Below are 24854 nucleotides of genomic sequence, written 5' to 3'. Positions count from 1 at the left end.
CTTGGGCTTTTTATTCGCATTTATTTAGCAATAGCAGTCAAGTCACGGTCTTTTACGAGCAATAAGTGCGATATCAACCGTATAAATGGCTCTTGCAATCGATTTCAAGTGTGACCTCACTCTAATTATGCAAACCAATGTAACAACAGAGATTCAATAGTGACCCCCATCACGGAAAATTCCTGAGCATTGCATAAAATTAAAGCCTAAGGTCAATTAAGGATTCAACATGAACAGTCGTATTACCCTGGCGCTGGAAAGTGCTCCATCATCAATGAAAGCGCTTTTGAGTGACATCGTATTAGCAGACAACTTTGACGCGACATTGTCTCCAGAACAATTTGCCAACCTACTACAAGCAAGTGGTTTAGCGGATGACGAACTACGTATTGCGCTACTTCCTTTTGCCGCAGCGTATTCTTACGCTCCATTATCTGACTTTTATGTTGGTGCAATCGTGCGTGGTTTGTCTGGTACTTTGTATTTTGGTGCAAACCTTGAAATCGCTGGTGCTCAACTTGGCCAAACAGTACACGCTGAGCAATCTGCAATCAGCCATGCATGGATGAAAGGCGAGCAAGGCATCTCAGATATCACCATCAACTTCAGTCCTTGTGGTCACTGTCGTCAGTTTATGAACGAACTGACCACAGCGAAAGAGCTTAAAGTTCAGCTTCCACAACGCGATGAGATGTCACTACAAGAATACCTGCCAGACTCTTTCGGCCCTGCTGATTTAGGTGTGACGACTGGGCTAATGACTAAGCTTGATCATAAGTACACGACTGAAGAAACAACCCCTATTGTTGTAGAAGCGCTAGCAGCACTAAACCGCAGTCACGCTCCTTACACCAAAAACCTAAGTGGTGTGTCACTACAGCTGACGTCGGGTGAGGTTTTCACCGGTGCTTACGCTGAAAACGCAGCGTTCAACCCTAGCCTACCGCCTCTACAAGTGGCATTGATTCAACTCAAACTGGCGGGCTTCGACTTTGAACAAATTGAAAGTGCAGCTTTGGTTGAAATTTCTGAAGGTAGCATCAGTCACCTGGCGGATACGCAATCTACATTAGAAGCGATTAATCCCGACATTCCAGTGACTTACTTAGCAATCTAAGTACATCTAGTTAACAAAGATTTAAATAAGCAGCCCTATTTAACGGGGCTGCTTTTTTTATGCTTGTAATTAACGCCGCAAGTTGCGCAAACGTTTGCTTTTGTCATTTAAATAAGTATGATCACCCCGTTTTCAATCAATCGTTCAAAAGATCGGAAGGAATTTCTATGTTTGGTACTGCTACTCGTGAAAATGCTACTCGTGTACTTCTATTAGGTTCAGGTGAACTCGGAAAAGAAGTTGCTATCGAGTGCCAACGTTTAGGTTTAGAAGTTATTGCTTGTGACCGTTATGCAGACGCACCAGCAATGCAAGTTGCGCACCGTAGCCATGTATTAGACATGTTAGATGGTGATGCTCTTCAAGCTATCATTGAGCTAGAAAAACCAGATTATGTGGTTCCTGAAATTGAAGCTATTGCCACCAGCAAGTTAGTTGAGCTTGAAGCACAAGGCTTGAATGTCGTTCCAACGGCGAATGCAACCAAACTAACGATGAACCGCGAAGGCATTCGTCGTTTAGCTGCTGAAGAGTTGAAACTAAGCACTTCACCTTACCGCTTTGCAGACACCTTCGAAGACTTCGCCGCTGCTGTTGAGTTCGTGGGTATGCCTTGCGTTGTTAAACCAGTAATGAGTTCTTCAGGCAAAGGCCAAAGCGTTATCAAAACCGAAGAAGACATCCAGAAATCTTGGGACTACGCACAAGAAGGCGGTCGTACTGGAGCGGGTCGTGTGATCGTTGAAGGCTTCATCGACTTTGATTACGAAATCACACTGCTTACCGTTCGTGCAGTCGACGGTGTTCACTTCTGCGCACCTATCGGTCACCGCCAAGAAGACGGTGATTACCGTGAATCATGGCAGCCACAGATCATGTCAGACAACGCACTGAAAGCGGCGCAATACACGGCAGAGCAAGTGGTTAACGCATTAGGCGGTCACGGCATCTTTGGTGTTGAACTGTTCGTTAAAGGCGACCACGTGATCTTCAATGAAGTCTCCCCTCGCCCACACGATACTGGCTTGGTGACTCTAATGTCTCAAGACTCATCTGAATTTGCGCTACACGTACGCGCATTTACAGGTATGCCGATCAAATCAATTACTCAGTATGGCCCTTGTGCCTCTGCGGTAATCCTTGGTCAAGGCACATCAACAAATATCCGCTTTGAAGGCCTTGCAGAAGCGCTAGACGCACCGCAAACACAAGTCCGTCTGTTTGGTAAGCCTGACATTGATGGTCGCCGTCGTCTTGGTTTAGCGTTAACTCGTCGTAATAGCACAGAAACAGCAATCGAAGATGCCATTGAAAGCGCTTCGAAAGTAAAAGTGATTTACTAACCAGTTGTTCAATACTGAACAATCACGAGTTCAAATCTGAACAATCACGAGTTCAAATCTGAACAATAAAAAAGACGGGCTATCGAGCCCGTCTTTTTGTTGGTGTTATTTATGTTGGCTTAACTAAGTAGACTGAACTTAAGCGTCTGACTCAATCAAATACACTTCCTCACAGAAGCGAGACAAACCTTTCTTCGCAATCTTAGGATGTTCATCGTCTGCGATATCCTGATTCAACAATGTGATCTTATAACCTGAAAATAACTGAGCAATTTCTAGCTTAGGCACGCTAAACGGAGGCCCTGCCATTTCGTTTTGATCGTAATCCAGCGTCACCAGAAGAATCTTGCCACCCGGTTTCAGTAGTTGTTTCAAACGCTCGACATACTGCACTCGCATCTCTTCAGGCAATGCCACTAAAGAAGCGCGGTCATAAATAATATCGACAGGCTGAATTGGCGCAGTGAAGTAATCCCCCGTGTAAACACTCAGTTCATCGAATTGGTAAAGCTCATGCTGACCATTAATTTGAGTCACAGTCGGCGTGTAAAAATGCTCTGAGAAAAATGCGCGTACCGCGATTTGGCTAAGCTCAACCCCTTGAACCTCTTCATGCTTAGACGCTAACCAAATCAGATCTTCGCTTTTGCCACAAAGTGGTACAAACACACTCTTCTCGTAGCTAGGGTCGGTTTTTTTCCAAAATTCAATCAGAAGTGGGTTTACATCTTCAAGGTGGAAACCAATTTGGTTGGCTGCCCATTTATTGTGCCAAAATTCAGGATTATTCATCTTTCGTTCATGTTAAACAGTCATAATGCAAGGGTACAGTATAGAGAGGTAAGAGCAACCTTAGCTTGGTTTAAAGTTCCAAATTGGTTTCAATAAAATCAGAAACTGGCCGAGTTCAAAGTTCTTAAAATTGCGGAACAAACGCTTGAATTATTTGTCTATATGTTCACATTTTAAAGCAATATTAAACGTTAGAGTTGGTTTCTGCCTTAGCTAGCCCCATTTAATATGTAGTGAGTTTAGTTAAGCTGTTTTTACTCTTATGCGTTACTGGTTACCCCTTTTGACTACCCGTTTTTGTAACCTTGTATTTTGGAGTTTGAATGAGTGTATTTCTCCGTACGACGGCCCTAATGCTTCTAGTATTGAGCCGAGCGCCTGCATTCGCAGCAGCACCTGTTTCAACAAGTTCAACTGATCAATCGCGCACAGCGTCATCGCAAAACCAAGTTTCATCAAATGTATTCCGCCATAGCCTAAGCGGCTTGTATGGCATAAAAGCATTCGACTCACGTCCGACTCAGCCTTATACCGATTTCGACATCCTTTACAGCAAAGCTCACCAAGCACAAGCTGAGCTAGAAACTATCTGTAAAAGTACTGCCCTACTTACCAACTCAGAAGCCCTGTTCGCAGGTGTTAAATCTCAAGCTCGTGCAGAAGAGAAAATTGACCTTGAGCTTGATGGCGATGTAACAAGAATTACCGACTTAGCTCGTGCAACGATTATCGCAAACGACGTAGAAAGCTTGGTTGAAGTGTATGAATCACTAAGCCGTGAAGCGGACGTTGTGAAATTGAAAAACAAGTTTAAGTCACCTGCTGATTCTGGCTACCGTGACCTTAACCTGTTAGTTCGTTTGCCTAAAACCAACATCATTGCTGAAGTTCAGCTTCACTTGAAAGCGATTGCTGATGTGAAAAGTGGCCCAGAGCACGAACTATACGAAATCATCCAAGGCATTGAGCGTCACGCCATTGCTGAAAAACGCCCAATCAACGACATCGAAGCAGCGCAAATCAATAGCCTAAGACGTCAATCTTTAGAGCTATACCAACAAGCATGGCAGCCGTATATCACGACTCATATTAAAGCCGCGTAAACCGTTTAGAACACCACAGAATATCAACTCAAAGGGCTGCCATTAATTTGCAGCCCTTTCTTTTTGGCTATATTACATTCTGGAGATCAGTTAGGCAGCGTGGCTAGCCGAAATGCTCAAAGTGAATCCATCGGCTTATCGCTCTAGAAAGCTAGACGAGATAGAGATAGAGATAGAGATAGAGATAGAGATAAGAATAAAGGGAATAGTTTTAACGCAGTTTAAAATTAGACGTCACATACAAAAAGACCACGCTAGGCGTGGTCTATTGCTTGGCTACTTCTCGATTTTAATATTTTCGACACGGGCCTTTAATTTTTGTCCCGGTCTAAAAGTAACAACACGTCGAGCAGAAATTGGAATGTCTTCACCAGTTTTCGGGTTACGACCAGGTCGCTCGTTTTTCTCGCGAAGATCAAAATTACCAAAACCAGACAGTTTTACCTGTTCGCCATTTTCGAGCGCTTTACGAACTTCTTCGAAAAACACTTCCACCGTTTCCTTGGCATCCCGCTTGCTGTATCCGAGTGTCTCAAACAGGTTCTCAGCCAAATCGGCCTTCGTGAGTGCCATAAAACTTTCCTCAAAGCTATGTTAAACATTGCTACCATCGCCAGTAGCGCCAAAGCATTTACCCTATTCAATCAATGAGATAAGGTCATTTACAAGGAAAGTGTATGCCAAGCTTCTGATTTTCGCCAACTTTTTTATCTGAACTATTGAATTATTCTTTCAAATCAGAAAGATAACTCGCTTCTAAATTCACACATATAGCTAAAAAACCTCTACTTCACAGCCACCAAGCCGAGTTATATTCCAATAAAGCCAAATAAATCAATATTTAAAACTTTAGTTTTCTAAATATTAATTTCTGAGACTTTTCTCCGATACCCAATAAAATCAGCCACTTGATTTGATATCGAACTCAACAGAGGTTACTAAATAAGCGTTATTAAATATGAGATTCGTATCATTTCAGCATTTAATTCGATTGGGTCAATATCGGAATGCAGATATGTGTCGCGCTCGTCGACATTTTAAAACGGTACGGCCTAACGGAACCCCGTATCCAACCTGAAAAACGTCGCATTTCCTTATCTAATTCAAAACTAATAATAGTCACACTTAGTACTAACAAAACCAAAAGTACGTTTCACCACTCAAATCGTTATGTTATAACATCTCCATGTTATTTTTAATTTAGTGGATTGAATGAGAGACGTCGAAGCGATCATTAAGCATGTAAAACAAGGCTGCAAAACCAATGGCAAACAGTTTACGGCAAAGAGGCTGTTGATATTGCGTGCGTTGGTACACGCCGACAAAGCGCTGTCTGCCTATGAAATTGTCGATTACTGTAAAGAGCACTTTGATCAGAATGTTCAGGCGATGTCGGTTTATCGAGTGTTGGAGTTCCTAGAAGAACATCACTTGGCGCATAAACTGAAAGTCTCCAATAAGTTCATACTTTGCGACCATATTCTTTGCGAACATGAGCATGGCATCCCCCAATTTTTGATCTGCTCCAAGTGCGACAAGATCAGCGAGCAAACCATCCACCCTGCCATTATTCGTGACCTTCAATCTCATGCTAAACAAGAAGGCTTCACCGTTGTTAGCCCTCAGTTAGAGATAAGCTGTGTGTGCGACGAATGTGCGAACCAAAATGAGCCCGCTTCCACTCAATGATGCACCTACTCTCTTAAACACTCTCAACAGTATTAGCCCTATCAACAAGGAGAAAGTGAAACGCTATGTCTGCAACGCTCATAAAGAATGCCCGCGTGGTTAACGAAGGCATCGTCACCGAAACAGATGTATTGGTCGTCGACCAGCGAATCGAAAAGATCGCGAACCACATTACACCAAGCCCAAACGATGAGGTCATTGACGCGCAAGGCTGTTACCTAATTCCTGGAATGATTGACGACCAAGTTCACTTTCGTGAGCCGGGTTTAACACACAAAGGCTCAATCGCCACTGAGTCACGAGCTGCGGTTGCAGGCGGTATTACCTGCTATATGGAAATGCCAAACGTAAACCCTGCAACAACGACGATTGAAGCCTTAGAAAAAAAGTTCGATATTGCAGCACAAAGCTCTCTAGCAAATTACTCGTTTTATCTAGGAGCGACCGAAGACAACCTCGAGCAAATTAAACGTCTCGACCCAACTAAACACTGTGGTGTAAAGGTGTTTATGGGCGCTTCAACGGGCAACTTGTTGGTAGAAGATCCTCAAGCACTCGATGCTATATTCCGTGATTCTCCCGTCCTAATTGTCACCCACTGTGAAAGCGGGCCTGTTATCGCCAAAAACCAAGAACAATTAAGAAAAGAGAAAGCGGTTTTCACGATTGAAGATCACCCCATTCTAAGAGATGACAAAGCTTGTTATGCCTCTTCTTCCTATGCGATTGAGCTAGCCAAAAAACACAACAGTCAACTTCATGTGCTGCACATCACGACAGAAAAAGAACTCGCTCAGTTTGAAGCCGGCCCCATTCAGGGAAAGCGCATTACCGCAGAAGCTTGTGTCCATCACCTATGGTTTAGCAATAAAGATTACGCAACGCTCGGTAACCAAATTAAGTGCAATCCAGCCGTCAAATACCCAAGTGATAGAGACGCTCTATTAGCAGCGTTGAGCACGGGGAAAATCGACATCATCGCGACAGATCACGCGCCACATACATGGGAAGAGAAACAAGTTCCTTACGAACAAGCACCTGCAGGGTTACCTCTGGTCCAGCACGCCCTGTTGAGCCTATTTGACCATGTAAGTGCGGGAAACATGACTGTGGCTCAGGTTGTCGAGAAAACCGCACATAACCCAGCGATCCGTTATGCGATACAGGAACGCGGCTATATCCGTGAGGGCTACTTCGCCGATTTAGTATTAGTCGATCCACAGACACCAACTCTAGTCAGTAATGACAACAGCTTGTATCAATGTGGATGGTCACCGTTCGCAGGGCATGAATTCTCAGCTCAGATCAAGCACACCTGGGTCAATGGATCCAAGGTGTATAGCAATCCAGAATCCCCAGAGAACCAAAATACGCCTACCGCTGATACATCAAGTGACATGGTCACTCCTGCAATGAGGCTGTCATTCGAGCGCTAGGTTCAGCAGTTATTACCATCAATAAAAAGAAATCAATATGTTAAGAAGAAATCCAAGCGGTCACATGCCAGAAGTATCGGAGACCGCTTTCATTGACCCGACTGCCATCATTTGTGGCAAGGTCATCATTGAAGACAACGTGTTTATTGGCCCTTACGCTGTGATTCGAGCTGACGAGGTCAATGAAAAAGGAGACATGGAAGCCATTGTGATTAAGCGCGACACCAACATTCAAGATGGTGTGGTTATTCACTCTAAAGCTGGCGCTGCCGTCACTATTGGTGAACGCTCATCCATAGCTCACCGATCGATCATTCATGGTCCTTGTCAGGTCTGTGATGACGTGTTTATTGGCTTCAATTCCGTCGTCTTTAATGCGGTGATTGGCAAAGGTTGTGTGATTCGCCATAACTGCGTGGTAGACGGACACGACTTACCTGAGAACTTCCATGTACCACCAATGACCAACATCGGTTCAGGGTTTGATTTGAACAATATCTCAAAGGTACCACCTGAGTATTCTGCGTTTTCAGAGTCCGTTGTTTCGGCAAACCATACCCTTGTTCAAGGTTATAGGAGAATTGCCAATGAGCTCTGATAAAAAGCCTCTCTTGGGTATTCCAACCAATATCATTACTGGCTTTCTCGGCGTTGGTAAAACTACCGCAATTCTCAATCTAATGAAGAACAAACCCGCAGATGAAAACTGGGCTATTTTGGTGAACGAATTTGGAGAAATTGGCGTTGATGGCAGTTTGCTCCAAGGAAACGACAGCAAACAACAAGTGTTTATCCGAGAAGTGCCTGGCGGCTGTATGTGTTGCGCGGCTGGTTTGCCGATGCAAATAGCGCTGAATCAACTGTTGTCTGAGGCAAAACCTGATCGCTTGTTGATAGAACCTACTGGACTTGGTCACCCTAAAAAAGTGTTAGAAGTCTTGTCTTCTGAGCACTACCGTAAGGTGTTGTCGCTACAGAAAAACGTTACTTTGGTCGACGCCCGTAAGCTTTCTGAAGCACGTTACTTTGAACACGATACCTTCAATCAGCAAATCACCATTGCCGATACTATCGTGGGTAATAAAGTCGATCTCTACAAAAGTGGCGATGAAGAAAAACTGGCGGAGTACGTTGCGCAGGTTTGTCACCCAGACACCAAACTCATATTTGCCCACCACGGTAAGATCCCTTTCGGTGAGTTTGATGGAGACACAAACTTTTACCATCATCAAGCTCATGGGCACCATCATCACCATCATCATGAACAAGACAAGCCACTCGCTTCAGAATTACCGATGCCAGAGAGCGGCATGATAAAAGCGAGCAACCAAGGTGAAGGGTTTGAAAGTATTGGTTGGCGATTCGCGGCTGACAAACTGTTCGACCGTCAGCAATTGCTTAAGGTATTAGTTGGACTCAAAGCCGAACGAATGAAAGCGGTGTTCATCACTCAAAGCGGCATCTTTGGTTACAACCTAACGGAAGATGGCCTAACAGAGTGTGAGTTAGATGAGTGCAATGAAACCAGAATAGAAGTCATTGGTTACAGCATCGACAGTGACCTAGAAAACCAATTGTTGGCGTGTCAGATCTAACCAGAACTGGTTAATTCTCCCACTCCCTAAAATCAAAGCCCTATGAATTGATACATTCATAGGGCTTTTTAACTAATCCGTTATAGGTTCAAAACGCTAGTTCACCGAAACCAAACGCTTCTCGGCCAGTGCCATCGCAATGTTGGCTTTAGCGTAAGCACTTTCATTAATGAAATGTGGATAGATGTCTTGTTCACGCTCCCAGTAAATATCATAGCCAAAGAAAGTCGCCAGTATCGGCTCACCTTGCTTCACTACCTCGAAATCTCGACCACAGATCGCTGGGTGCACGGTAGCAACGCGCATACCGTCTGGGCCAAGCGGAACATTGACCTCTTCAACATAAAAGAAAGCATCGTAGTCTTCCAACGCTTGTACTTGGTTGAGGTTGTGCTTCTCAACGTAATCAAGAACCATGGTCAGCATCTGCTTCATCAGTTTAAGAGTATCGAACTTCAGTGAACCATGTGCCTGAGCACCAACTTCAATCATCACTCCACACTTACCGGCAGTACAAAGGTATGGCTGCTCATCCCAAGGCTTTCTATCTTCGAACAGAATATTAGCTTCTGGCATTCGTTGTTTCACATACGCGCCCATTTTCTGATAGAAAGCATCATTGGAAAGCAAGATTAATGTCGCCCCCATATTGCTGGTCGTGTTGTGTAAATCCACAATCAGTTGTTGCTCTGTGCTTGCGTGTCTATCTTTAAACTGTCGCGCCACTGTGTACTCAGCTAAACCAGCAGTGTCGTCGTGGTTAGCATTAGAAAACTGACGGTTTAGGTCCGTATCAAGGTATCGTACGTTCTGCTCTACCGCTTTAGGGTTTGCGATAACTGAATTCGTAGAAAATGTCGAACGATCGGCAGCATACATACGCTCTTTGATCAGCTTGTGTAGGTAAATACCTGAGAGCTCATTGCCGTGTGTTCCGGCAACCAGCAAGACTTGATTGATGTTATCCATGTAATTGATTTCCAAGTATCGAAAGTGCAAGTCACCCTTGCATCACCGTTACGATATAACATAACGAAAATATACCTATTTCTCCAGAAGACTTAACGAGCAAGCATCAGATAATTCAAAGGAGCTATGAGAACGCTAAACCGCAACGATATTTCGCCTCTAAACCTACACATAAAAAGGCCCCGCGATTGCGAGGCCTTAGTCTTATTCAACCTGTGGTTTCAATAATTAGTTTACACCGAGCTTCTTTACTGCAAACGACATCATGATTGCTTGGCGAGTTTTCCTGCTGCTTCTTCATTATCTACTGTTTTAGAGGTCGCTGCCTTCGCAGGTTTCACGATTAAGCCAATCCCGACCAAGAACAGCGCCGATGCAACCACTTGGGCGACTGACAATACTTCGTCATACATAAAGTAACCGCTGAGCAATGCGAAGATTGGTACTAGTAAAGTTAATGGTGCAGTAGTGCTTAACGGATATTGGATTAACAACTTATTCCACACCCAGTAACCAAACAAGGTGGTTGGGTAAGCCTGAAACAGAACAGCAATCGTAGTGTTCCAATCCCACTGCTCAACCCCCTGCCAGATGATTTGTTCACCGTGTAACATCACAGCAAACAGCACCAACGGCACTGGCGCAAACAGCATTCCCCACACATTGAATGCAAAAGCCTGTTTAGTTTTAGACGCCTTAACAATCACGCCCATTAGCGTCCAACTGCACGCTGCAATCATAATCAAGATAACGCCATTAACGGTGACATTGCCCTCTGCAGCCGAGACTAAGACCGCGAGTGCACACATGGCTAGCATCGCACCCATTAACTTACGAACCGACGCACTTTCTTTGAATACCCATACCCCAACGGCCATACCGATTAATACGTTGGTAGAGAGCAATACCGACGACAACCCTGATGAAAGCCCTGCTGTGATTGACCACGAAGCCATGCCCCAAATGCCCACACCAAACACGAAGCCATAACTCACTAAATAGCGCCACGCGACATTCGGTCTTGCCACAAAAAATATCACTGGTATTACCGCTAGCGAAAAACGCGCAGCCGTTGCCAACAACGGATGCACATTGGTCACACCCATTTTGATCATCGAGAAATTAAACCCCCAAATTGCCATCACGAACACCGCTAACAACAAATCATTTCTTTTCATACTGACCCCTCCTTTGTTTTGAAAGAGTATCCCTTGAACAATAAAACCGGTACAGATACAATTTTTACAATAAAAACCAGTACAGTTAACAGCGATCGTGACCATGAGTATCTACAGAAAACTTGCGAATCAGTTCATTGATGAGATTGAAACCGGGAAAAGACCCGAAGGTGGGCGTATGCCTTCGCTGCGTCAATTAGCTAAGCAGCAAGCCATCAGCATGTCGACCGTAGTAAGCTGTTACCAAGAGTTAGAATCACAGGGTTGGATTCATTCTCGCCCGCAAGCGGGGTATTTTGTCTCGCCTCACAAGCCTGTTCATTCAACGCCTGAGTGGGCACAATTTGAGAGTAAAGTTTCCAAAGTTAGACAAACTTCATCTACTCACAACTCGATCAATGGGCCTTTAGGAGTCTCTAGCACCACTAATGATGACCAATCGATTGTTGAGCTAGAACGCAGTTTCCGCCGTTCTATAAAACGCATGGGCGACAGGCTTAATCACTACCCTGATACGCAGGGCGAGCCGATGTTAAGGCAGGCTTTGTCCACCCACTTTGCCAAGCTTGATGTCCACTTTTCACCTGAAGAGATGGTGATCACTGCAGGCTGTATGTCGGCGATTAAAGCCGCTCTTGAATCCTGCACCAAGGAAGGCGATACCATTGCCATCAGCTCACCTTGTTTCAACGGTATTCTGGAGTTGCTCGGCAAGATGTCACGCCAGATCATAGAGATCCCGTCTTTGGATGACGGTGTCGACCTACAACAACTGGAAACGCACCTTAAAAATAAATGTGCGGATGCCGCTATCTTTTGTACCTCACATATGAATCCTCAAGGTATCAATATGTCTGCCAGTCAAAAGCAAAAACTGGCTGAATTAGCGAATCACTACCGAGTACCTATCATTGAAGACGATGTGTATTTGGAACTCTCATACTCATCACACACGCCACTGCCAGCGAAATACTACGACAAAGGCGGATACGTGTTGTGGTGTGGGTCGGTATCGAAAAGCCTTTCACCAAGTTACCGTTTAGGCTGGTGTTTACCAGGAAGATACATTGACGAATACAAAGCTCAGTTTTCTGCTGCGAGTTATGGTGTTGCCCTGCCGACTCAGCTTGCAGTTGCTGACTTTATCGAGTCTGGCCAATACGCCAAACACGTTAGAAGAAGGTGTTCTCAAATCCTTTCTTTACGTCAGCAATACCTCAGCTATTTAGCCCAACACCTTCCTCAAGATGTGAAGATCAGTAACCCACAAGGTGGCATGGTGCTTTGGTTACAAATACCCAATCTAAACCAACAAGCATTTACTCAAGCGGTCGCCGCACAAAACCTTGATATCAGGCTTGGCCATCTGTTCAGCACTCTTGATCTTTACAGCAACTGTCTGCGCATCAATTTTGGTTATTCACTTGAAGGAGAAGCCAAACAGCAGTTGGATGACTTGATTAAAATTATCCATCAATGTGTCAATGGTTAGACTGTTTTCAGAGCTTTTTCTCACAGCTTTGATTCTTAGTCCCTTCATCGCTATTTGTTATAAAAGAGGCGGTTATTATTCTGATTGGAATTGGGGTAAAGCTCGTTACCGTAAGGAAATCCCTTCGCCTCAAAACCCTTAAATGCTGAGTTTGCAAGCACCCACAAAATTATGCAACTTGGCTAGTGACACATCACTTTTTATCTTCAATATACAGCCGTCAGCGCTGGCGTTATCCTGTATTTGAAGAGAACTATTATGAGTGATAAAACCAAAAACAAACCATTACCTTCCTTTATTGAAGAACGCTTGAGCTTCTATATTCAAGACCTAATTGCCCAAAACCAAAGCCAAAAACACTTAGTGTTGGGTAAACGTCCATCGCCCGACTCCGTTGTCATGCAAAGCAATGATTATTTGTCTTTGTCACACAACAAAGCAATCCAACAAGCCCACCAAGCGGCGATCAGCGACCACGACGACAATGTCGTGATGTCTGCGATTTTCTTACAAGATACGGAATCTAAACCAGCGTTTGAAACCGAACTCGCGAACTATGTTGGAATGGAAAGCTGCTTACTTTCCCAGTCTGGTTGGGCGGCAAATATTGGGTTGCTTCAAACGATCTGCCCGCCAAATACCCCTGTGTATATCGACTTCTTTGCGCACATGTCGCTATGGGAAGGCATTCGCGCGGCCGGTGCGTCAGCTCATCCATTTATGCACAACAATATGAGTCACTTACGTAAGCAACTGGAACGTCATGGTTCTGGTGTGATTGTTGTCGACTCGGTTTACAGCACCATAGGTACCATTGCCCCGCTCCGCGACATCTACGAAATGGCGCAAGAGTTTGATTGTGCTGTTATCGTCGATGAATCGCATTCATTAGGAACACACGGTGAAAAAGGTGCAGGCTTGGTGCAAGCACTCGGGCTCACTGATCAAGTCGATTTTATCACCGTCAGCTTAGCCAAAACCTTCGCTTATCGTGCAGGCGCGATTCTTGGACCTAAACAGCTATCCGATACTTTGCCGTTTGTTGCTTATCCTGCCATTTTTAGCTCAACCGTATTGCCGCAAGAAGTGATTCGTTTAGAGAAAACACTGGAGGTGATTAAAGGTGCAGATGACAAACGAGAAGCCCTGTTTAAGCGAGCACAGTCGCTTATTACGGGTCTAAAACGTATCGGCTTTAACATCCGTAGTGAATCTCAAATCGTCTCGCTAGATTGCGGTAATGAAAGAAATACAGAGCGAGTGCGCGATTTCCTTGAAGAGCGAGATGTGTTCGGCGCAGTGTTCTGCCGTCCTGCTACGGGTAGGAATAAGAACATCATCCGATTTTCAGTGAATGCCGACATGACTCCACGAGACATTGACCATGTGCTCACGGTTTGTCACGAGGCGTACCATCACCCAGAGTTAGAGTTCGTATAACTCTGAACACACTAGTTCTTTAACTAAAAAACGGCAGGACAGAATGGACGCTACCATGTCGCTAAACAAAAAGAGCCCAGCAATTCGCTGAGCTCTTTCTTGTATTTGAGTCGCCTACACGATGGTCGTGTAGCTCAACCTAGTACATTCACTAGATCCAGTGAGCAATCTTATCGAACAGTCGGTTTTTATCAGCGGGTTTGACGATGAAATCAGACATGCCTGATGATTCCATTTTCTCCAAAGTGACGGGCGAACTGTCACCGGTATGGGCAATAATCGGCACTGAAGAGTAAGCCTTGTTGGCACTTCGAATTCGACGGGACGCTTCCACACCATCCATGATTGGCATTTCGATATCCATGAGAATCAAGTCAATATCGTCGCTATCCAACGCGTCTAACGCTTGCTGACCATCTTCTTTCTGCACAACCTCAAAACCCTGCTTTTCCAGTAACATCGCAGTAAAACGACGCAGAGATTCATTGTCATCCACCACCATAATCGTACGCTTATTCTCGGCCTCTAGCAGTTTTACTGACACAGAAGGCATCACGTAATTGGAATCGAAAAGTAAACGGTCGATGGTCGCTTTGGTATTGAGTAGCCAAACCTGCGTTTCCACCCAAATAGGCTCGAAAGAGACGTTACGTACACGCCTAGTCGGATGATGCTCATAGAGGTAAATGATTCGAGCTTCGGTAAACGAAAGCAATGATTCAATCCTCTCCAAGCAGCTAGCTCGTAGATCTAGGCTCTCCATATCAACGAAAACCAAATCAAATTCGAACTGATATTCCTTGTTTTTAAGCGCAGAGGCGACATCCATAATAGTGAGGTCAAAGCCCATAAAACGCGATATCTCGGTCATTTTACTGGTCAGAACCTTCTGGTCACTGATCATCACCACGTTCTTTAACTTAGTCAGTTCGCTCTTAATCTCTTTCACTGAGTTGGATGTTAAAGATGGGAACGTCATCGTGAACTGCGTCCATTGTTCCACTTCCGACTGACATTTAATTTCGCCACCAAATGAGCGCATCACCTTCTGACAAAATGGCAAGCCTAAACCGTAGTTACCCGATTGACCTGTGGTGTAGAAGTCTTGGAAGATACGTCGGATAACATTGCCTGATATACCAGAACCGTTATCCGTCACCATGATTTGATTGGTGACTTCATCGCTGCACATCGTGACATGAATATGGAAATCTTCAGGGCTACGGTGGTGGAATGCGTTCTTGAACAGGTTGTACATCACGTACTTCAACAAGGTATCGCTGCCTAAGAAGTCAAAGTCGCTTTGTACGTCTAAAGAGATTGCCGATTTATCGGCTGCGCGTTTGTAGTTAAAGCTGGCAATCGAATCCTCTACGACCGTTTGCGCCGAATGTTTTTTAAAGGTCGATCGGGATACACGGTTTTCATCAATTGAAGTCAATAACAGATCAATCGTTTCGTTACCTGAGTGGATGATCTCCATCGCTTCATCACCCACTTCTCGTAACTGGATAACGTCTTCATTGCTCAGCGCATATTGCCCCTTGTGGTCACCACTTTTAGGGTTCGGCAGTATGGATTGCATGACATCAATAGACGTTAATAAACCACTTAAAGGGTTTCGCATCTCGTGGGCAATACCGGCGCCAAAAGACTTCGCCAGTGACACCTTATTTTCATGTTCCACCTGATTACGGAAGTAGAACAAGTTACCGAATAGGTAGATAAACAAGAAGATAGGCACATGTGTCCAGTCCATTGTAATTTCTAGGTAAAAGCTTTGTGCCACCCAAGCACATAACGTCGCAATGCCGATTCCGGCAAAAGTTTGAGCGAACATGACCTTAGTGACGTGCACCAACAAAATATGCAGGAATATGGCCGACATGAACGACATGACCCAAACGTTGGACCAATTGTTCATCAGCAGCATGTAAAAGAAGAAACACGGCAAGCAGAGGGTTACCGCAACTTGGTAATAAGCCGGAAGGTATTTGCGCCATTCAAATGGCACGCGATTACGGAAAATAATGCCTAAGAACAGTACCGAACACGCTAGACGCAGCGGTAGGTTTTCATAAGGTTGAGGGAATAAAAACTCCCACACAATGTAGTAAATGGGAAAGCCGACAAAGCCCATCCAACCCACAAGGGTAAGATTAGGTTCTGCGTATTGATAAACTTTGCGAATAGCGTTCATGCGAAATACTTTGTTCTCTAAGCCCTAACGTTTACTGGTTCTATGGTTTGATTTTTATTCTTATATTTTAGGCGCCGATTATATTACACATCCCCTGTCAGCAGTGAGGTTTCAATCAAATATATATGAAGGTATTTGCTTTTAATCTTAAATTTTGGGGCTTCTGTTTATGCTTATAAAAACAACAAGGCTCTTTAGCCGATACAGAACTAAAGAGCCTTACTTTCCATAGTTAGCGGTCACAACCTAACTGTACTGCTAGCCAATGTGCTTAGAGAATAGAATCAAAAGCTAACTGAGCTCGAGTTTCGCGTTTATGCTGACTATCTCTTTCTGCCATTTCTGTTGCAGATCTGGCTTCTGGTGTTTCGCTTTTCGTGACTGGTCTTGTGTTAGTAACTCTTCCAACTCTAATAGCCTTTCCAACAGTAACTCTTCGTCATTTTGAGCTTGCTCATGGTGTTGATTTTCAATGGCAGAATAGCGTGGTAGCACAGTGCTTGCAGTTTCCCCTCCCACCTCTAAGCTATCAACTTGATTGCCGACAGACATGGCGTCATAAACCGCGTCTAGGTAAGTCATTTCCACCAGCTGACCATCATTGATATACCAGAATCGATTACATGAACTCTCGATGAGTTCTCGATCATGGCTAACCAACAACAGGCCGCCTTCGAAACGAGTTAAACATTCAGCCAGCTCTTCCTTACCTTCAATATCCAGGTGGTTCGTTGGTTCATCAAGCAACAGGAAGTGATACTTAGCCAAAGATAGCCCGACAAACAGTAGCCGAGAACGCTCGCCTCCACTCAGTTCAGCAATCTTTTGATCGTGTCTCTCATAAGAAAAACCCGCGCTGATCAAAGCCATTTTTCTGGCTTCCTGAGAAACCGGATAAAACGAGTACAACGAATCTATCAAAGAATGTTCATCGCACAGTTGGTTCAAGCTTTGGTCGTAATAACCCACTTCAGCTTGAGGATGGAAGTAACCATTGTCTTCAAGTTGAGAGACTTGATAGCTTGCCCATAGCACTTTCAACAATGAAGATTTACCTGCGCCGTTCTTACCTAAGATAGCGACTCGATCACCACTCTTAATCTGCTGGAACAGAACTTCAAACAAAGGTGCTTGATCTTGCGCGGCAGCGATTGGCACCTCGGCTAATTCAAGTAAGCGGTTCGCTTTCATCGACTCACCCGACAGGCTTAGTGTCCATAGTTCAATCGTATCCAAACGCGTCATAGTCGTCCGTAAACCAGCAGCACGTTTCTCCATACTTTTGGCTTTGCGTGCTAGGCATTCGTTATCGAAATCCCTACCCCAGATAGCTAATCGCTGCGCACTCTTTTCAATCCGGTTAATCTCCTTTTGTTCCGCCTCTAGCCGTTCAGCGTTAGCTCGATCTTTCTCCTCTAAAGCCTTCCTTGCTTGTGTACAAGTTTGACTAAAGGTTTGCAGTTTTTTATCACGCAGTACCCAAGTACAGTTGGTTACATGATCGAGTAACCTTTGGTCATGTGACACCATCACAAAAGTGCCCTTCCAATCCATCAGAAACTGCTCTAACCAAAGCAAGGTTGGCAAATCTAAGTGGTTGCTCGGTTCATCCAGTAGCAGAACGTCAGGTTCGACAATTAGGGCTCTTGCCACCAGCACTCGTGCGTATTGACCGCCACTTAAGGTGCCAATCGGCTGATCCCAATAGCTTTCGTCAAAGCCTAAGTTAGACAAGATGATTTGCGCACGCCATTGCTCAGAGAGTTGTATCTCTGTCGGAAGGTTATCGACAACGGAATCGAGCATCGACATAGTCAGCAGTCGTTTAGGGAGATGTTGCTCAATAAGCGCGACTTCGGCATAAGAGGCGAATGAGACACTACCAACATAGTCTGATAAATCTTTGTTTAATAGACGTAGTAAGGTGCTTTTTCCACAACCATTGCTGCCAATTAGGCCAATGCGGTCACCCTTTTTAATGGTGAAAGAAAGCCCATCAAATAAGCGGCATGATGTTAGATCGTAAGAAATAGATGATGTAGATATTAATGTAGTCATTTGTTTACTCTAGTTTCAAGCGCAAGAAAGCGCCGTCGTCATTCGCTGACAACAACCAAGTAAACTAGAGTGAAGAAACTCTATTGAGGGTTATGTTTAATGCTTCGCTCAAGTTTTGGTTATCGCAGCACGATAGTGTTAAAACTTGAGTTTTGGTCGTACCAAAAAATATGCGCAAAGTTAAATTCACACACTTTCATAAAAATCCTCCTTATATTTGTATTGAGTTGAACATTAGCGCTAAAAATAAATCACATTAATCGATGAGTCAAAATATTTAGCCGCATTCGGCTTAGTCTGAATTTACCCTAAACTTACGTAAGCTAGGTCACTGTCACTCTGTGCATTTTTCTTGGCGTATCGCCGTAATCTATCACCGCGTAATGCTGCGTTACCCTGTTGTCCCAAATAGCCATTGCTCCCTTGTCCCATTTGAAACGAACTTGAAATTCAGGGCGGCGCGCTATTTCAAATAGCTGACAGAGTAAAGCGTCGCTCTCTTGACGGTCGAGCTCATTGATATAACGCGTAAACTGTTCGTTGATATAGAGTGTTTCTTTACCTGTTTCTGGATGGATTTGAACAACAGAGTGAACCACTGGCGGATTTTCTTGAGCCGTTTTGATTAACGACTTATGCCAATCAAGCTCAATCTGATCCGACTCTATGCCTTCAAACGCCACCAGCGAATGCGTCGCCGATAAGCCTCTCAGCTTTGCTTTCATATCTTCATCTAACGATTCAAATACAGCCGTCATCGAACACCAAATCGTGTCCCCTCCCACATTAGGCAGATGCTGAGCATGCAACAGTGAAGCTTTCGATGGTAATTCGCGCCAAGTAAGGTCCGTATGCCAGTAGCTTTCCATTGGGGCATTGCCACGCGTTGTTTCTATCACACTGACCTGAGGCACATGTTCGACGCGAGGAAAAAACGGATGTGCTGGTTCGAGCTGTCCAAATCGTTGTGCAATCATCAAATGCTGTTCTGGCGAAAGGGTTTGATCATCCAGAAAAATCACTTGATGAGTTAGAAGCGCCTGATAAACCTCATCAAGTTCAGTCACGCTGCATGTAGCGAGTTCGACGCCATGGATACGAGCACCGATGTGAGGGGTAATGGGTTCTATTTTCAACATAAACTCGCTTCTTGATGATGTGAATTTTCAGAGTCAATTTAGATACTGACTATTAAACCGGATAATCGCGAGTTTTCTTTCGACACGCTGCTAATACATCAAAAAAAAGAGCTCCTAAATAGTAATGCCAGTCAGTTAAGCTGACTGGCATTTTTTCTGTTCGTTGCATATTTTTTGGGTTTCAGTTTCACCCAACGAGGGTAACTTCTATCTTCTCTTCGAGGTGGCAGGGTAAACATGGATATTTGCTTGAGTAAGACTTCATAATGTTTAGGAAGTTTTCCAGGACTCGTTAAAGGTAAAGCCGCGAAGTATTGAGTCACAGCCATAGCACTACTCGTAAAGCTTAATTGATTTGGCCAGACGCTATCTAACTTAATCGCAGCCTTTGTCATAACTTGTCTTATAAGGTTATAGGCGAGCAAAATCCCAAACAGATTGTTGACGAAAGAGACTCATTCCAACAACGGACCAAAGTACGGCCTCCAAAGGTAACCGTCTTCTTCTAACGGTTGCGACGCCAGCTTGCTCAAAACCTTGCTGGATAAGCTCTGGACTAAGAATTTCAGAGTATTTTTCAAAGTGGTGGAAGGTATTACACGACTGAAAAGTATTGGCAAGTTGGCTTTCTAAAGACATAAAAAAATCCGATATTAGTTTCCTAATATCGGATTCTGAAGCCTTTTGAGGATCGGTCAAATGATCTCACAAATTTCTTAACTGATCGGCATTACTCCTAAATAGGCGCTCTTTTTGTTTTTTGATACTTCCTGTATCCGTAGACAAGTCCAATCTGTAGTACTTTCACCGAAAGCCAGATCATCGATATCTCCAGTTGTGTATCACCAATAAATCTAGCACACAATCTTCATGCTTTTCTGAGACACAACCGAGATATTCAACTTAGTGCCATTCCATCTCACCACTTAGCACTTTGGCACCTAGTTCAAGGTCGCCTTCTGTTGCCTTGAATTGTAGGTATGCTTTCTTCATGTAATCACTGATATCAACAGACGTTGGATTGCTTGTGCTTACCAGTACTTTTTCAATGTCTGCCACGTAATCCATCGTAAATTGAACGCCGTTAGTACCCGTTGGCATTTCACCTAAGTAGTGGCCTGGAATCACCACCTCAGGCTTAAGTGCTTTCATGCGCTCTAATGATTGTGACCACTGGCTACGAATCTCTTTCGATGCGGTATCTGCCATCCATACATGCACGCCGCTATACACCGACACACCACCAAACACAGTTTTCTCAGACGGAACCCACAGGTAAGCTTGGTGTGTATTGATTTCTCTTACTTCGATGGTTTCGCCTTCGAGGTTCAGCGTAGTGTCGTTAAGCACGGTTGGGACAATGACTTTAGACGGTGCGTTATCTTCCAAGATTGGGCCCCAGTACTCGAGCTTGGCATCTTTAGTACGCTTGATGTGGGCAACGATCGCTTCACTGGCTACGACCTCAACGTTTGGAAATGCTGCAACAATCGGTTCTAATCCAAAGTAGAAATCTGGGTCACCGCTGCTGATGTAAATCATCGATAGCTCTTTGCCTGTGGCTTTGATTTGATCCACCAGCTTTTGCCCATCTACGACGCTAAATTGCGCATCAAACAGAATCACTTCTTTCTCTCCAGATACCAGCACAGAGGTTGCGGGGAATATCGCGCTTTCACCCGGATTGTAATGAGTGATGTTTAGCTCGGCAGCAGAGACAACACTCGATGCAGCTAGCATGGCTCCTAAACTCATTGATCCTAAAAGCGCGGTTCTTGATAAAAGGATTTTAGATAACTTTTTCATAGCTTTGTTCCGTTATTAAGAGCTGAACGCCTGCCAACTCATTGAGTGTGCAAATATCTTATTTGATTGGAATTAGGTGAAATAGACATCAAATTAACTTTCACTGTTGCGATTTTCGGACATATACTAATTTTCTCGTAGCGATTAGATTCAAAAATCATTTGGGTAATAAGAACAATGGATAAACTTGAGGCAATGAACGTCTTTGTCACCATCGTTGAGCGTGGCAGTTTGAGTGCAGCAGCCGAACACCTTGATCTCTCTCGAACCAAAGTCACGCGCTATTTGGGGGAACTCGAAAGCTGGATGGACACACGCCTGCTTCATAGAACCACTCGAAGCTTGAGCTTAACCAGCGCGGGAAAAGAGACGCTTGAAGTCGCAAGGGAGTTACTTGCCCTTGAGGCATCATTAGCAGGTATCAGAAACCAAAGCCGCGAGCACTTGAAAGGCCAACTGCGTATTACCGCGAGTTATTCGATTGTCGATAGCTTCTTGATGGACGTGATCGGTCGCTTCATCGATAAATGGCCAGAGGTCTCAATTGATATCGTTTCTACTGATCAAACGGTCAATCTTGTTGAGTCACGCATCGATTTAGCCATTCGTATAACCAACGAACTGACGCCCAATATTGTCGCGAAGCAGCTCGGTGAATGCCGCTCAGTGATTTGCGCGTCGCCTCAATATCTAAAAGAGAAAGGTACACCCAAAAACGCGCAAGATTTAACGCACCACAACTGCCTATCATTCAGTTATTTTGGCAAAACCGCGTGGACGTTTAATGGCCCGAATGGGCTGGAATCAGTGCCGATTAAAGGGAACATCAGTGCGAATACTTCTGAAGTTCTACTTTCTGCCACACTCAAAGGCAACGGTATCTGCTTACTGCCCTTTCCTTCAGTCGAAGGTTTAATTGAAAACGGGCTATTGGTTCCTCTTCTCTCTGAATGGAAACCGAAAACGCTGGGTGTGCACGCAGTTTATGGAACGCGTAAACAAGTCACACCGTTGTTAAGGGCCTTTATTGATCATCTATCAAGTGAGATGGAACACTCGACAAGCTGGTAGGTAAGCCTTGTCATTAATAATACTGATGTGGAATAAATATTATTAATTTTACTTATGAAGAGCTAAATTCTATCTTGGCTGCATTATCCAACACCATAAACAAACGCGATTACGCAGGGAAAAAGACGATGACCGCCATTACCGATTTAGACATTTTGTTAAAGTCCATGTCACCAGAACTCATTGAAAGCAACTATGTTTTCTGTACTGTCGATGGAGCGTTGAGAGACTATATTCAACTCGACCCAATCGCGACCTTTCGTGAAAAAGAAGGCTTAACCTTGGTGCTCGCTGAGGATGCCGCACGCCAAGCTCAACTCGATTTCGATGGTGTGTTTAGCTTGATTACTTTGTCGGTACACTCAAGCCTTGAAGCGGTTGGACTAACCGCAGCCTTTGCCACAAAGCTTGGCTCATACGGCATTAGTGCCAACGTGATTGCTGGCTTTTATCACGACCACATCTTCGTTCAAAAAGACAAAGCGGAAGCCGCAATGAGTGCACTTAGAGAGTTTTCAGAAACCAAATAACTCGATCAGCTTGCTCGTTCACGTATGAAGCTGACTAACAGCTTAGTTAGATGTGTGTGATAACTCATCGAACGGTAATGAATATATATCGTCAAGGGCGCTAATTGGTGATCCAAGTGCTGTTCAACCAATGTGCCCTGCTCTATTTCCTCAAGACAAAACTCTTTCGGTAACGCAACAAAACCAAGCCCGCGAATCGCAGCGGCTTTCGCAATAAATCCACCATCAACATTAATGTTTGACTTGATATTCAGCCCCTTCGAGTCGTCTTTTGCCCCACTAAATACCCAAGGATTGCCACCAAAAGCTTTATAACTAGAGATACATGGCAACGAGATTAAGTCTTCGACTTTACTTGGTGTTCCATGTTCCTCTAAACAAGTTGGAGAAGCCAAAACTACGCTCTCCCATTGGCATAAAGGACGAGAAACCCAATCCCTATCATCAAGCGCTCCTCGCTCAAAGCTGATCACGATATCAGGGTCACTATTGAGAGCACTTTCTAAAGACGTACTGTGTTCGCAGAACAGAGAGATATTGGGATAGTCGACCACAAAGTCAGCAAGAATATCGCCAATGAACGGAACGTCTGGCGTGCTTAAGCGAATACTTCCTTTTACTGATTCAGTGGAAGTAGTGAGGCTTTGCAACGTCTGACTCAGGCAGCGAAGCGGCTCTCTTATCTCGTTATACAAAGTCTCGCCAGCCGAGGTTGGCGTAACTTTACGTGTAGTCCGATAAAACAGTTTATTGCCAATCTCATTTTCAAGTTGTTGAACATGACGACTGACCGTAGAGCTCGGAATTAACAAGCGCTCCGAAGCCTTGATGAAGCTGTTCTGCTCATACACACAAAGGAATGAGTTTAACCAAGCGTTATCGATTCTTTCCAATCCAATTATCCCAAAATCATCAATAGTGAATCTTATATTATCTTATTTATCAGGATTATCTATCACGATAAAATTCGAAAAAATGATGGGAGTGAATAATGATGAAAAGTAAGAACCAGACAATTTTCGAGCGCGATGGGTATCAGCTTAAAGTCGAACAACACGGCGAAGGACCAAACTTATTAATTATTGGTAGTGTTGATTACTACAAGCGAGTGATACCGAAGGCGCTACACGACCACTTTACTTGCCTATATCTAGATCATCGTGGGTTTGCTTTAACGGGAAAAGATAACCAGACAATTAATTTGGATATTATCTCTGACGATATTGAAGCTATCTGCGAGAGTTTTAATATACAGAAAGCCAGTATTCTTGGTCATTCAGGACATGCTTACATGGCTCTTAACTTCGCCAGTTCTACCAATATTCGTATTGAGAAGGTTATGGTTGTTGGAGCACCACCAAGCTTATCTGAAGAGATGAAAGCCAATCAGTTTTCACATTGGGAAAGCCATGCGTCAGATGAACGAAAGTGCCTATTAGAGCAAAGTATTGAAAAGCTCGAACACGACATAAACAAAGAACCACATAAAAAGTTTGTCCATCTATGTAATCGATTAAGCCCTATGCGCTGGGCAGACCCTAGCTTTAATGAGCTTCCCCTTTGGGACCAAGTACACACCAATACAGCACTACTTGATACACTTTGGGGAGATATTTTTAGCAGTATAGATTTAACGACTCTATCTAAGGCTAATCAACTGGAGGTTATTGTTGCTATTGGTGCACTCGACTTCAGTATCGCACCTTTGAGCACTTGGTTAGAGTTAGAGGTAGCGTTCAAATCATTGGAGCTTATTGAACTTGAAGGCGTGTCGCATACCCCAATGCTTGAATCTCCAACCCGTTTTGTTGAACTGATGTGCCACCATCTACTCGATTAAGTCAGCGACTTATCTTGTTCTACCATCTAACAATCGCCACAAAAAAAGCGACGTAA

At 44.2% G+C, this 24854-nt stretch carries 22 protein-coding genes; 12 read left to right on the top strand and 10 right to left on the bottom strand.

Going from position 1 to position 24854, the window contains the following annotated elements:
- Nucleotides 1-229 precede the first annotated feature (229 nt).
- Both cdd and purT read left to right on the top strand, forming a co-directional pair.
- On the top strand, nt 230-1117 hold the full coding sequence (gene cdd / locus L0992_07250; GenBank protein ID XGB68473.1) for a cytidine deaminase: 888 nt from the start codon (nt 230-232) through the stop codon (nt 1115-1117).
- Between the two features lie 167 nt (nt 1118-1284).
- Nucleotides 1285-2460: a formate-dependent phosphoribosylglycinamide formyltransferase gene (gene purT / locus L0992_07245; GenBank protein ID XGB68472.1), complete on the top strand. Its 1176-nt coding sequence runs from the start codon at nt 1285-1287 to the stop codon at nt 2458-2460.
- Between the two features lie 138 nt (nt 2461-2598).
- Here purT and L0992_07240 read toward each other — a convergent pair whose 3' ends face one another.
- Nucleotides 2599-3252, bottom strand: coding sequence for a thiopurine S-methyltransferase (locus L0992_07240; protein ID XGB68471.1), 654 nt, complete (start codon nt 3250-3252; stop codon nt 2599-2601).
- A 323-nt stretch (nt 3253-3575) separates the two neighbouring features.
- On the opposite strand from L0992_07240, the gene L0992_07235 reads away from it, so the two are divergent.
- Nucleotides 3576-4355 carry a RelA/SpoT domain-containing protein gene (locus tag L0992_07235; GenBank protein XGB68470.1) on the top strand — a complete coding sequence of 260 codons (780 nt, stop codon included), beginning with the start codon at nt 3576-3578 and terminating at the stop codon, nt 4353-4355.
- Nucleotides 4356-4631: 276 nt separating this feature from the next.
- Here the strand turns inward: L0992_07235 and ihfA are convergent, their stop codons facing one another.
- Nucleotides 4632-4928, bottom strand: coding sequence for an integration host factor subunit alpha (ihfA, locus tag L0992_07230; protein ID XGB68469.1), 297 nt, complete (start codon nt 4926-4928; stop codon nt 4632-4634).
- 639 nt (nt 4929-5567) lie between these two features.
- Between ihfA and L0992_07225 the strand changes: the two genes are divergently transcribed.
- From L0992_07225 to L0992_07210, 4 genes are all read left to right on the top strand, one after another.
- A complete protein-coding gene (locus tag L0992_07225) occupies nt 5568-6044 on the top strand; it encodes a transcriptional repressor (GenBank protein XGB68468.1) in 477 nt (158 codons plus the stop codon).
- A gap of 65 nt (nt 6045-6109) precedes the next feature.
- Complete coding sequence (locus L0992_07220) at nt 6110-7480, top strand: dihydroorotase (GenBank protein XGB68467.1); 1371 nt, start codon at nt 6110-6112, stop codon at nt 7478-7480.
- A gap of 37 nt (nt 7481-7517) precedes the next feature.
- Nucleotides 7518-8078: a carbonate dehydratase gene (locus L0992_07215; protein XGB68466.1), complete on the top strand. Its 561-nt coding sequence runs from the start codon at nt 7518-7520 to the stop codon at nt 8076-8078.
- Nucleotides 8068-9075, top strand: coding sequence for a GTP-binding protein (locus L0992_07210; GenBank protein ID XGB68465.1), 1008 nt, complete (start codon nt 8068-8070; stop codon nt 9073-9075). The genes L0992_07215 and L0992_07210 overlap by 11 nt, the downstream gene beginning before the upstream one ends.
- A gap of 96 nt (nt 9076-9171) precedes the next feature.
- On the opposite strand, the gene L0992_07205 is transcribed toward L0992_07210, so the two are convergent.
- Nucleotides 9172-10044: an aspartoacylase gene (locus L0992_07205; protein ID XGB68464.1), complete on the bottom strand. Its 873-nt coding sequence runs from the start codon at nt 10042-10044 to the stop codon at nt 9172-9174.
- A gap of 263 nt (nt 10045-10307) precedes the next feature.
- The gene (locus tag L0992_07200; protein XGB68463.1) at nt 10308-11222 is read right to left on the bottom strand and encodes an EamA family transporter; all 915 of its coding nucleotides are present in this window, start codon (nt 11220-11222) and stop codon (nt 10308-10310) included.
- A gap of 103 nt (nt 11223-11325) precedes the next feature.
- Here L0992_07200 and L0992_07195 point away from each other — a divergent pair, with 103 nt between their 5' ends.
- Nucleotides 11326-12714 carry a PLP-dependent aminotransferase family protein gene (locus tag L0992_07195; GenBank protein ID XGB68462.1) on the top strand — a complete coding sequence of 463 codons (1389 nt, stop codon included), beginning with the start codon at nt 11326-11328 and terminating at the stop codon, nt 12712-12714.
- Between the two features lie 258 nt (nt 12715-12972).
- On the top strand, nt 12973-14154 hold the full coding sequence (gene cqsA / locus L0992_07190) for a quorum-sensing autoinducer CAI-1 synthase (protein ID XGB68461.1): 1182 nt from the start codon (nt 12973-12975) through the stop codon (nt 14152-14154).
- Between the two features lie 151 nt (nt 14155-14305).
- Here cqsA and L0992_07185 read toward each other — a convergent pair whose 3' ends face one another.
- The 5 genes from L0992_07185 to L0992_07165 all read right to left on the bottom strand — a co-directional run bounded on the left by L0992_07185 (nt 14306) and on the right by L0992_07165 (nt 21357).
- Nucleotides 14306-16354, bottom strand: a complete 2049-nt coding sequence (locus L0992_07185) for a response regulator (protein ID XGB68460.1) — start codon at nt 16352-16354, stop codon at nt 14306-14308.
- A gap of 291 nt (nt 16355-16645) precedes the next feature.
- Entirely contained in the window at nt 16646-18412 is a 1767-nt protein-coding gene (locus tag L0992_07180; protein XGB68459.1) for an ATP-binding cassette domain-containing protein, read from the bottom strand.
- Between the two features lie 323 nt (nt 18413-18735).
- Nucleotides 18736-19551: a TauD/TfdA family dioxygenase gene (locus L0992_07175; GenBank protein ID XGB68458.1), complete on the bottom strand. Its 816-nt coding sequence runs from the start codon at nt 19549-19551 to the stop codon at nt 18736-18738.
- A 411-nt stretch (nt 19552-19962) separates the two neighbouring features.
- Nucleotides 19963-20190 carry a transposase domain-containing protein gene (locus L0992_07170; protein XGB68457.1) on the bottom strand — a complete coding sequence of 76 codons (228 nt, stop codon included), beginning with the start codon at nt 20188-20190 and terminating at the stop codon, nt 19963-19965.
- A gap of 264 nt (nt 20191-20454) precedes the next feature.
- Complete coding sequence (locus L0992_07165) at nt 20455-21357, bottom strand: Vmh family MBL fold metallo-hydrolase (protein XGB68456.1); 903 nt, start codon at nt 21355-21357, stop codon at nt 20455-20457.
- A 177-nt stretch (nt 21358-21534) separates the two neighbouring features.
- On the opposite strand from L0992_07165, the gene L0992_07160 reads away from it, so the two are divergent.
- Together L0992_07160 and L0992_07155 are read left to right on the top strand one after the other, a co-directional pair.
- Nucleotides 21535-22428, top strand: coding sequence for a LysR family transcriptional regulator (locus tag L0992_07160; GenBank protein XGB68455.1), 894 nt, complete (start codon nt 21535-21537; stop codon nt 22426-22428).
- Between the two features lie 128 nt (nt 22429-22556).
- A complete protein-coding gene (locus L0992_07155; GenBank protein ID XGB68454.1) occupies nt 22557-22958 on the top strand; it encodes an ACT domain-containing protein in 402 nt (133 codons plus the stop codon).
- Nucleotides 22959-22963: 5 nt separating this feature from the next.
- Here the strand turns inward: L0992_07155 and L0992_07150 are convergent, their stop codons facing one another.
- A complete protein-coding gene (locus tag L0992_07150) occupies nt 22964-23851 on the bottom strand; it encodes a LysR family transcriptional regulator (GenBank protein XGB68453.1) in 888 nt (295 codons plus the stop codon).
- Nucleotides 23852-23949: 98 nt separating this feature from the next.
- Between L0992_07150 and L0992_07145 the strand changes: the two genes are divergently transcribed.
- Complete coding sequence (locus tag L0992_07145; protein XGB68452.1) at nt 23950-24798, top strand: alpha/beta hydrolase; 849 nt, start codon at nt 23950-23952, stop codon at nt 24796-24798.
- Nucleotides 24799-24854: the final 56 nt, after the last annotated feature.

The organism is Vibrio pomeroyi, assembly GCA_041879425.1.
Taxonomy (GTDB): domain Bacteria; phylum Pseudomonadota; class Gammaproteobacteria; order Enterobacterales; family Vibrionaceae; genus Vibrio; species Vibrio pomeroyi_A.
This window is presented reverse-complemented; position numbering and strand designations above follow the sequence as displayed.

Bases quoted from the DNA above. Each gene is read 5' to 3' on its own strand.
- cdd (XGB68473.1), top strand. From the start codon at position 230: ATGAACAGTCGTATTACCCTGGCGCTGGAAAGTGCTCCATCATCAATG.
- purT (XGB68472.1), top strand. From the start codon at position 1,285: ATGTTTGGTACTGCTACTCGTGAAAATGCTACTCGTGTACTTCTATTA.
- L0992_07240 (XGB68471.1), bottom strand. From the start codon at position 3,252: ATGAATAATCCTGAATTTTGGCACAATAAATGGGCAGCCAACCAAATT.
- L0992_07235 (XGB68470.1), top strand. From the start codon at position 3,576: ATGAGTGTATTTCTCCGTACGACGGCCCTAATGCTTCTAGTATTGAGC.
- ihfA (XGB68469.1), bottom strand. From the start codon at position 4,928: ATGGCACTCACGAAGGCCGATTTGGCTGAGAACCTGTTTGAGACACTC.
- L0992_07225 (XGB68468.1), top strand. From the start codon at position 5,568: ATGAGAGACGTCGAAGCGATCATTAAGCATGTAAAACAAGGCTGCAAA.
- L0992_07220 (XGB68467.1), top strand. From the start codon at position 6,110: ATGTCTGCAACGCTCATAAAGAATGCCCGCGTGGTTAACGAAGGCATC.
- L0992_07215 (XGB68466.1), top strand. From the start codon at position 7,518: ATGTTAAGAAGAAATCCAAGCGGTCACATGCCAGAAGTATCGGAGACC.
- L0992_07210 (XGB68465.1), top strand. From the start codon at position 8,068: ATGAGCTCTGATAAAAAGCCTCTCTTGGGTATTCCAACCAATATCATT.
- L0992_07205 (XGB68464.1), bottom strand. From the start codon at position 10,044: ATGGATAACATCAATCAAGTCTTGCTGGTTGCCGGAACACACGGCAAT.
- L0992_07200 (XGB68463.1), bottom strand. From the start codon at position 11,222: ATGAAAAGAAATGATTTGTTGTTAGCGGTGTTCGTGATGGCAATTTGG.
- L0992_07195 (XGB68462.1), top strand. From the start codon at position 11,326: ATGAGTATCTACAGAAAACTTGCGAATCAGTTCATTGATGAGATTGAA.
- cqsA (XGB68461.1), top strand. From the start codon at position 12,973: ATGAGTGATAAAACCAAAAACAAACCATTACCTTCCTTTATTGAAGAA.
- L0992_07185 (XGB68460.1), bottom strand. From the start codon at position 16,354: ATGAACGCTATTCGCAAAGTTTATCAATACGCAGAACCTAATCTTACC.
- L0992_07180 (XGB68459.1), bottom strand. From the start codon at position 18,412: ATGACTACATTAATATCTACATCATCTATTTCTTACGATCTAACATCA.
- L0992_07175 (XGB68458.1), bottom strand. From the start codon at position 19,551: ATGTTGAAAATAGAACCCATTACCCCTCACATCGGTGCTCGTATCCAT.
- L0992_07170 (XGB68457.1), bottom strand. From the start codon at position 20,190: ATGTCTTTAGAAAGCCAACTTGCCAATACTTTTCAGTCGTGTAATACC.
- L0992_07165 (XGB68456.1), bottom strand. From the start codon at position 21,357: ATGAAAAAGTTATCTAAAATCCTTTTATCAAGAACCGCGCTTTTAGGA.
- L0992_07160 (XGB68455.1), top strand. From the start codon at position 21,535: ATGGATAAACTTGAGGCAATGAACGTCTTTGTCACCATCGTTGAGCGT.
- L0992_07155 (XGB68454.1), top strand. From the start codon at position 22,557: ATGACCGCCATTACCGATTTAGACATTTTGTTAAAGTCCATGTCACCA.
- L0992_07145 (XGB68452.1), top strand. From the start codon at position 23,950: ATGATGAAAAGTAAGAACCAGACAATTTTCGAGCGCGATGGGTATCAG.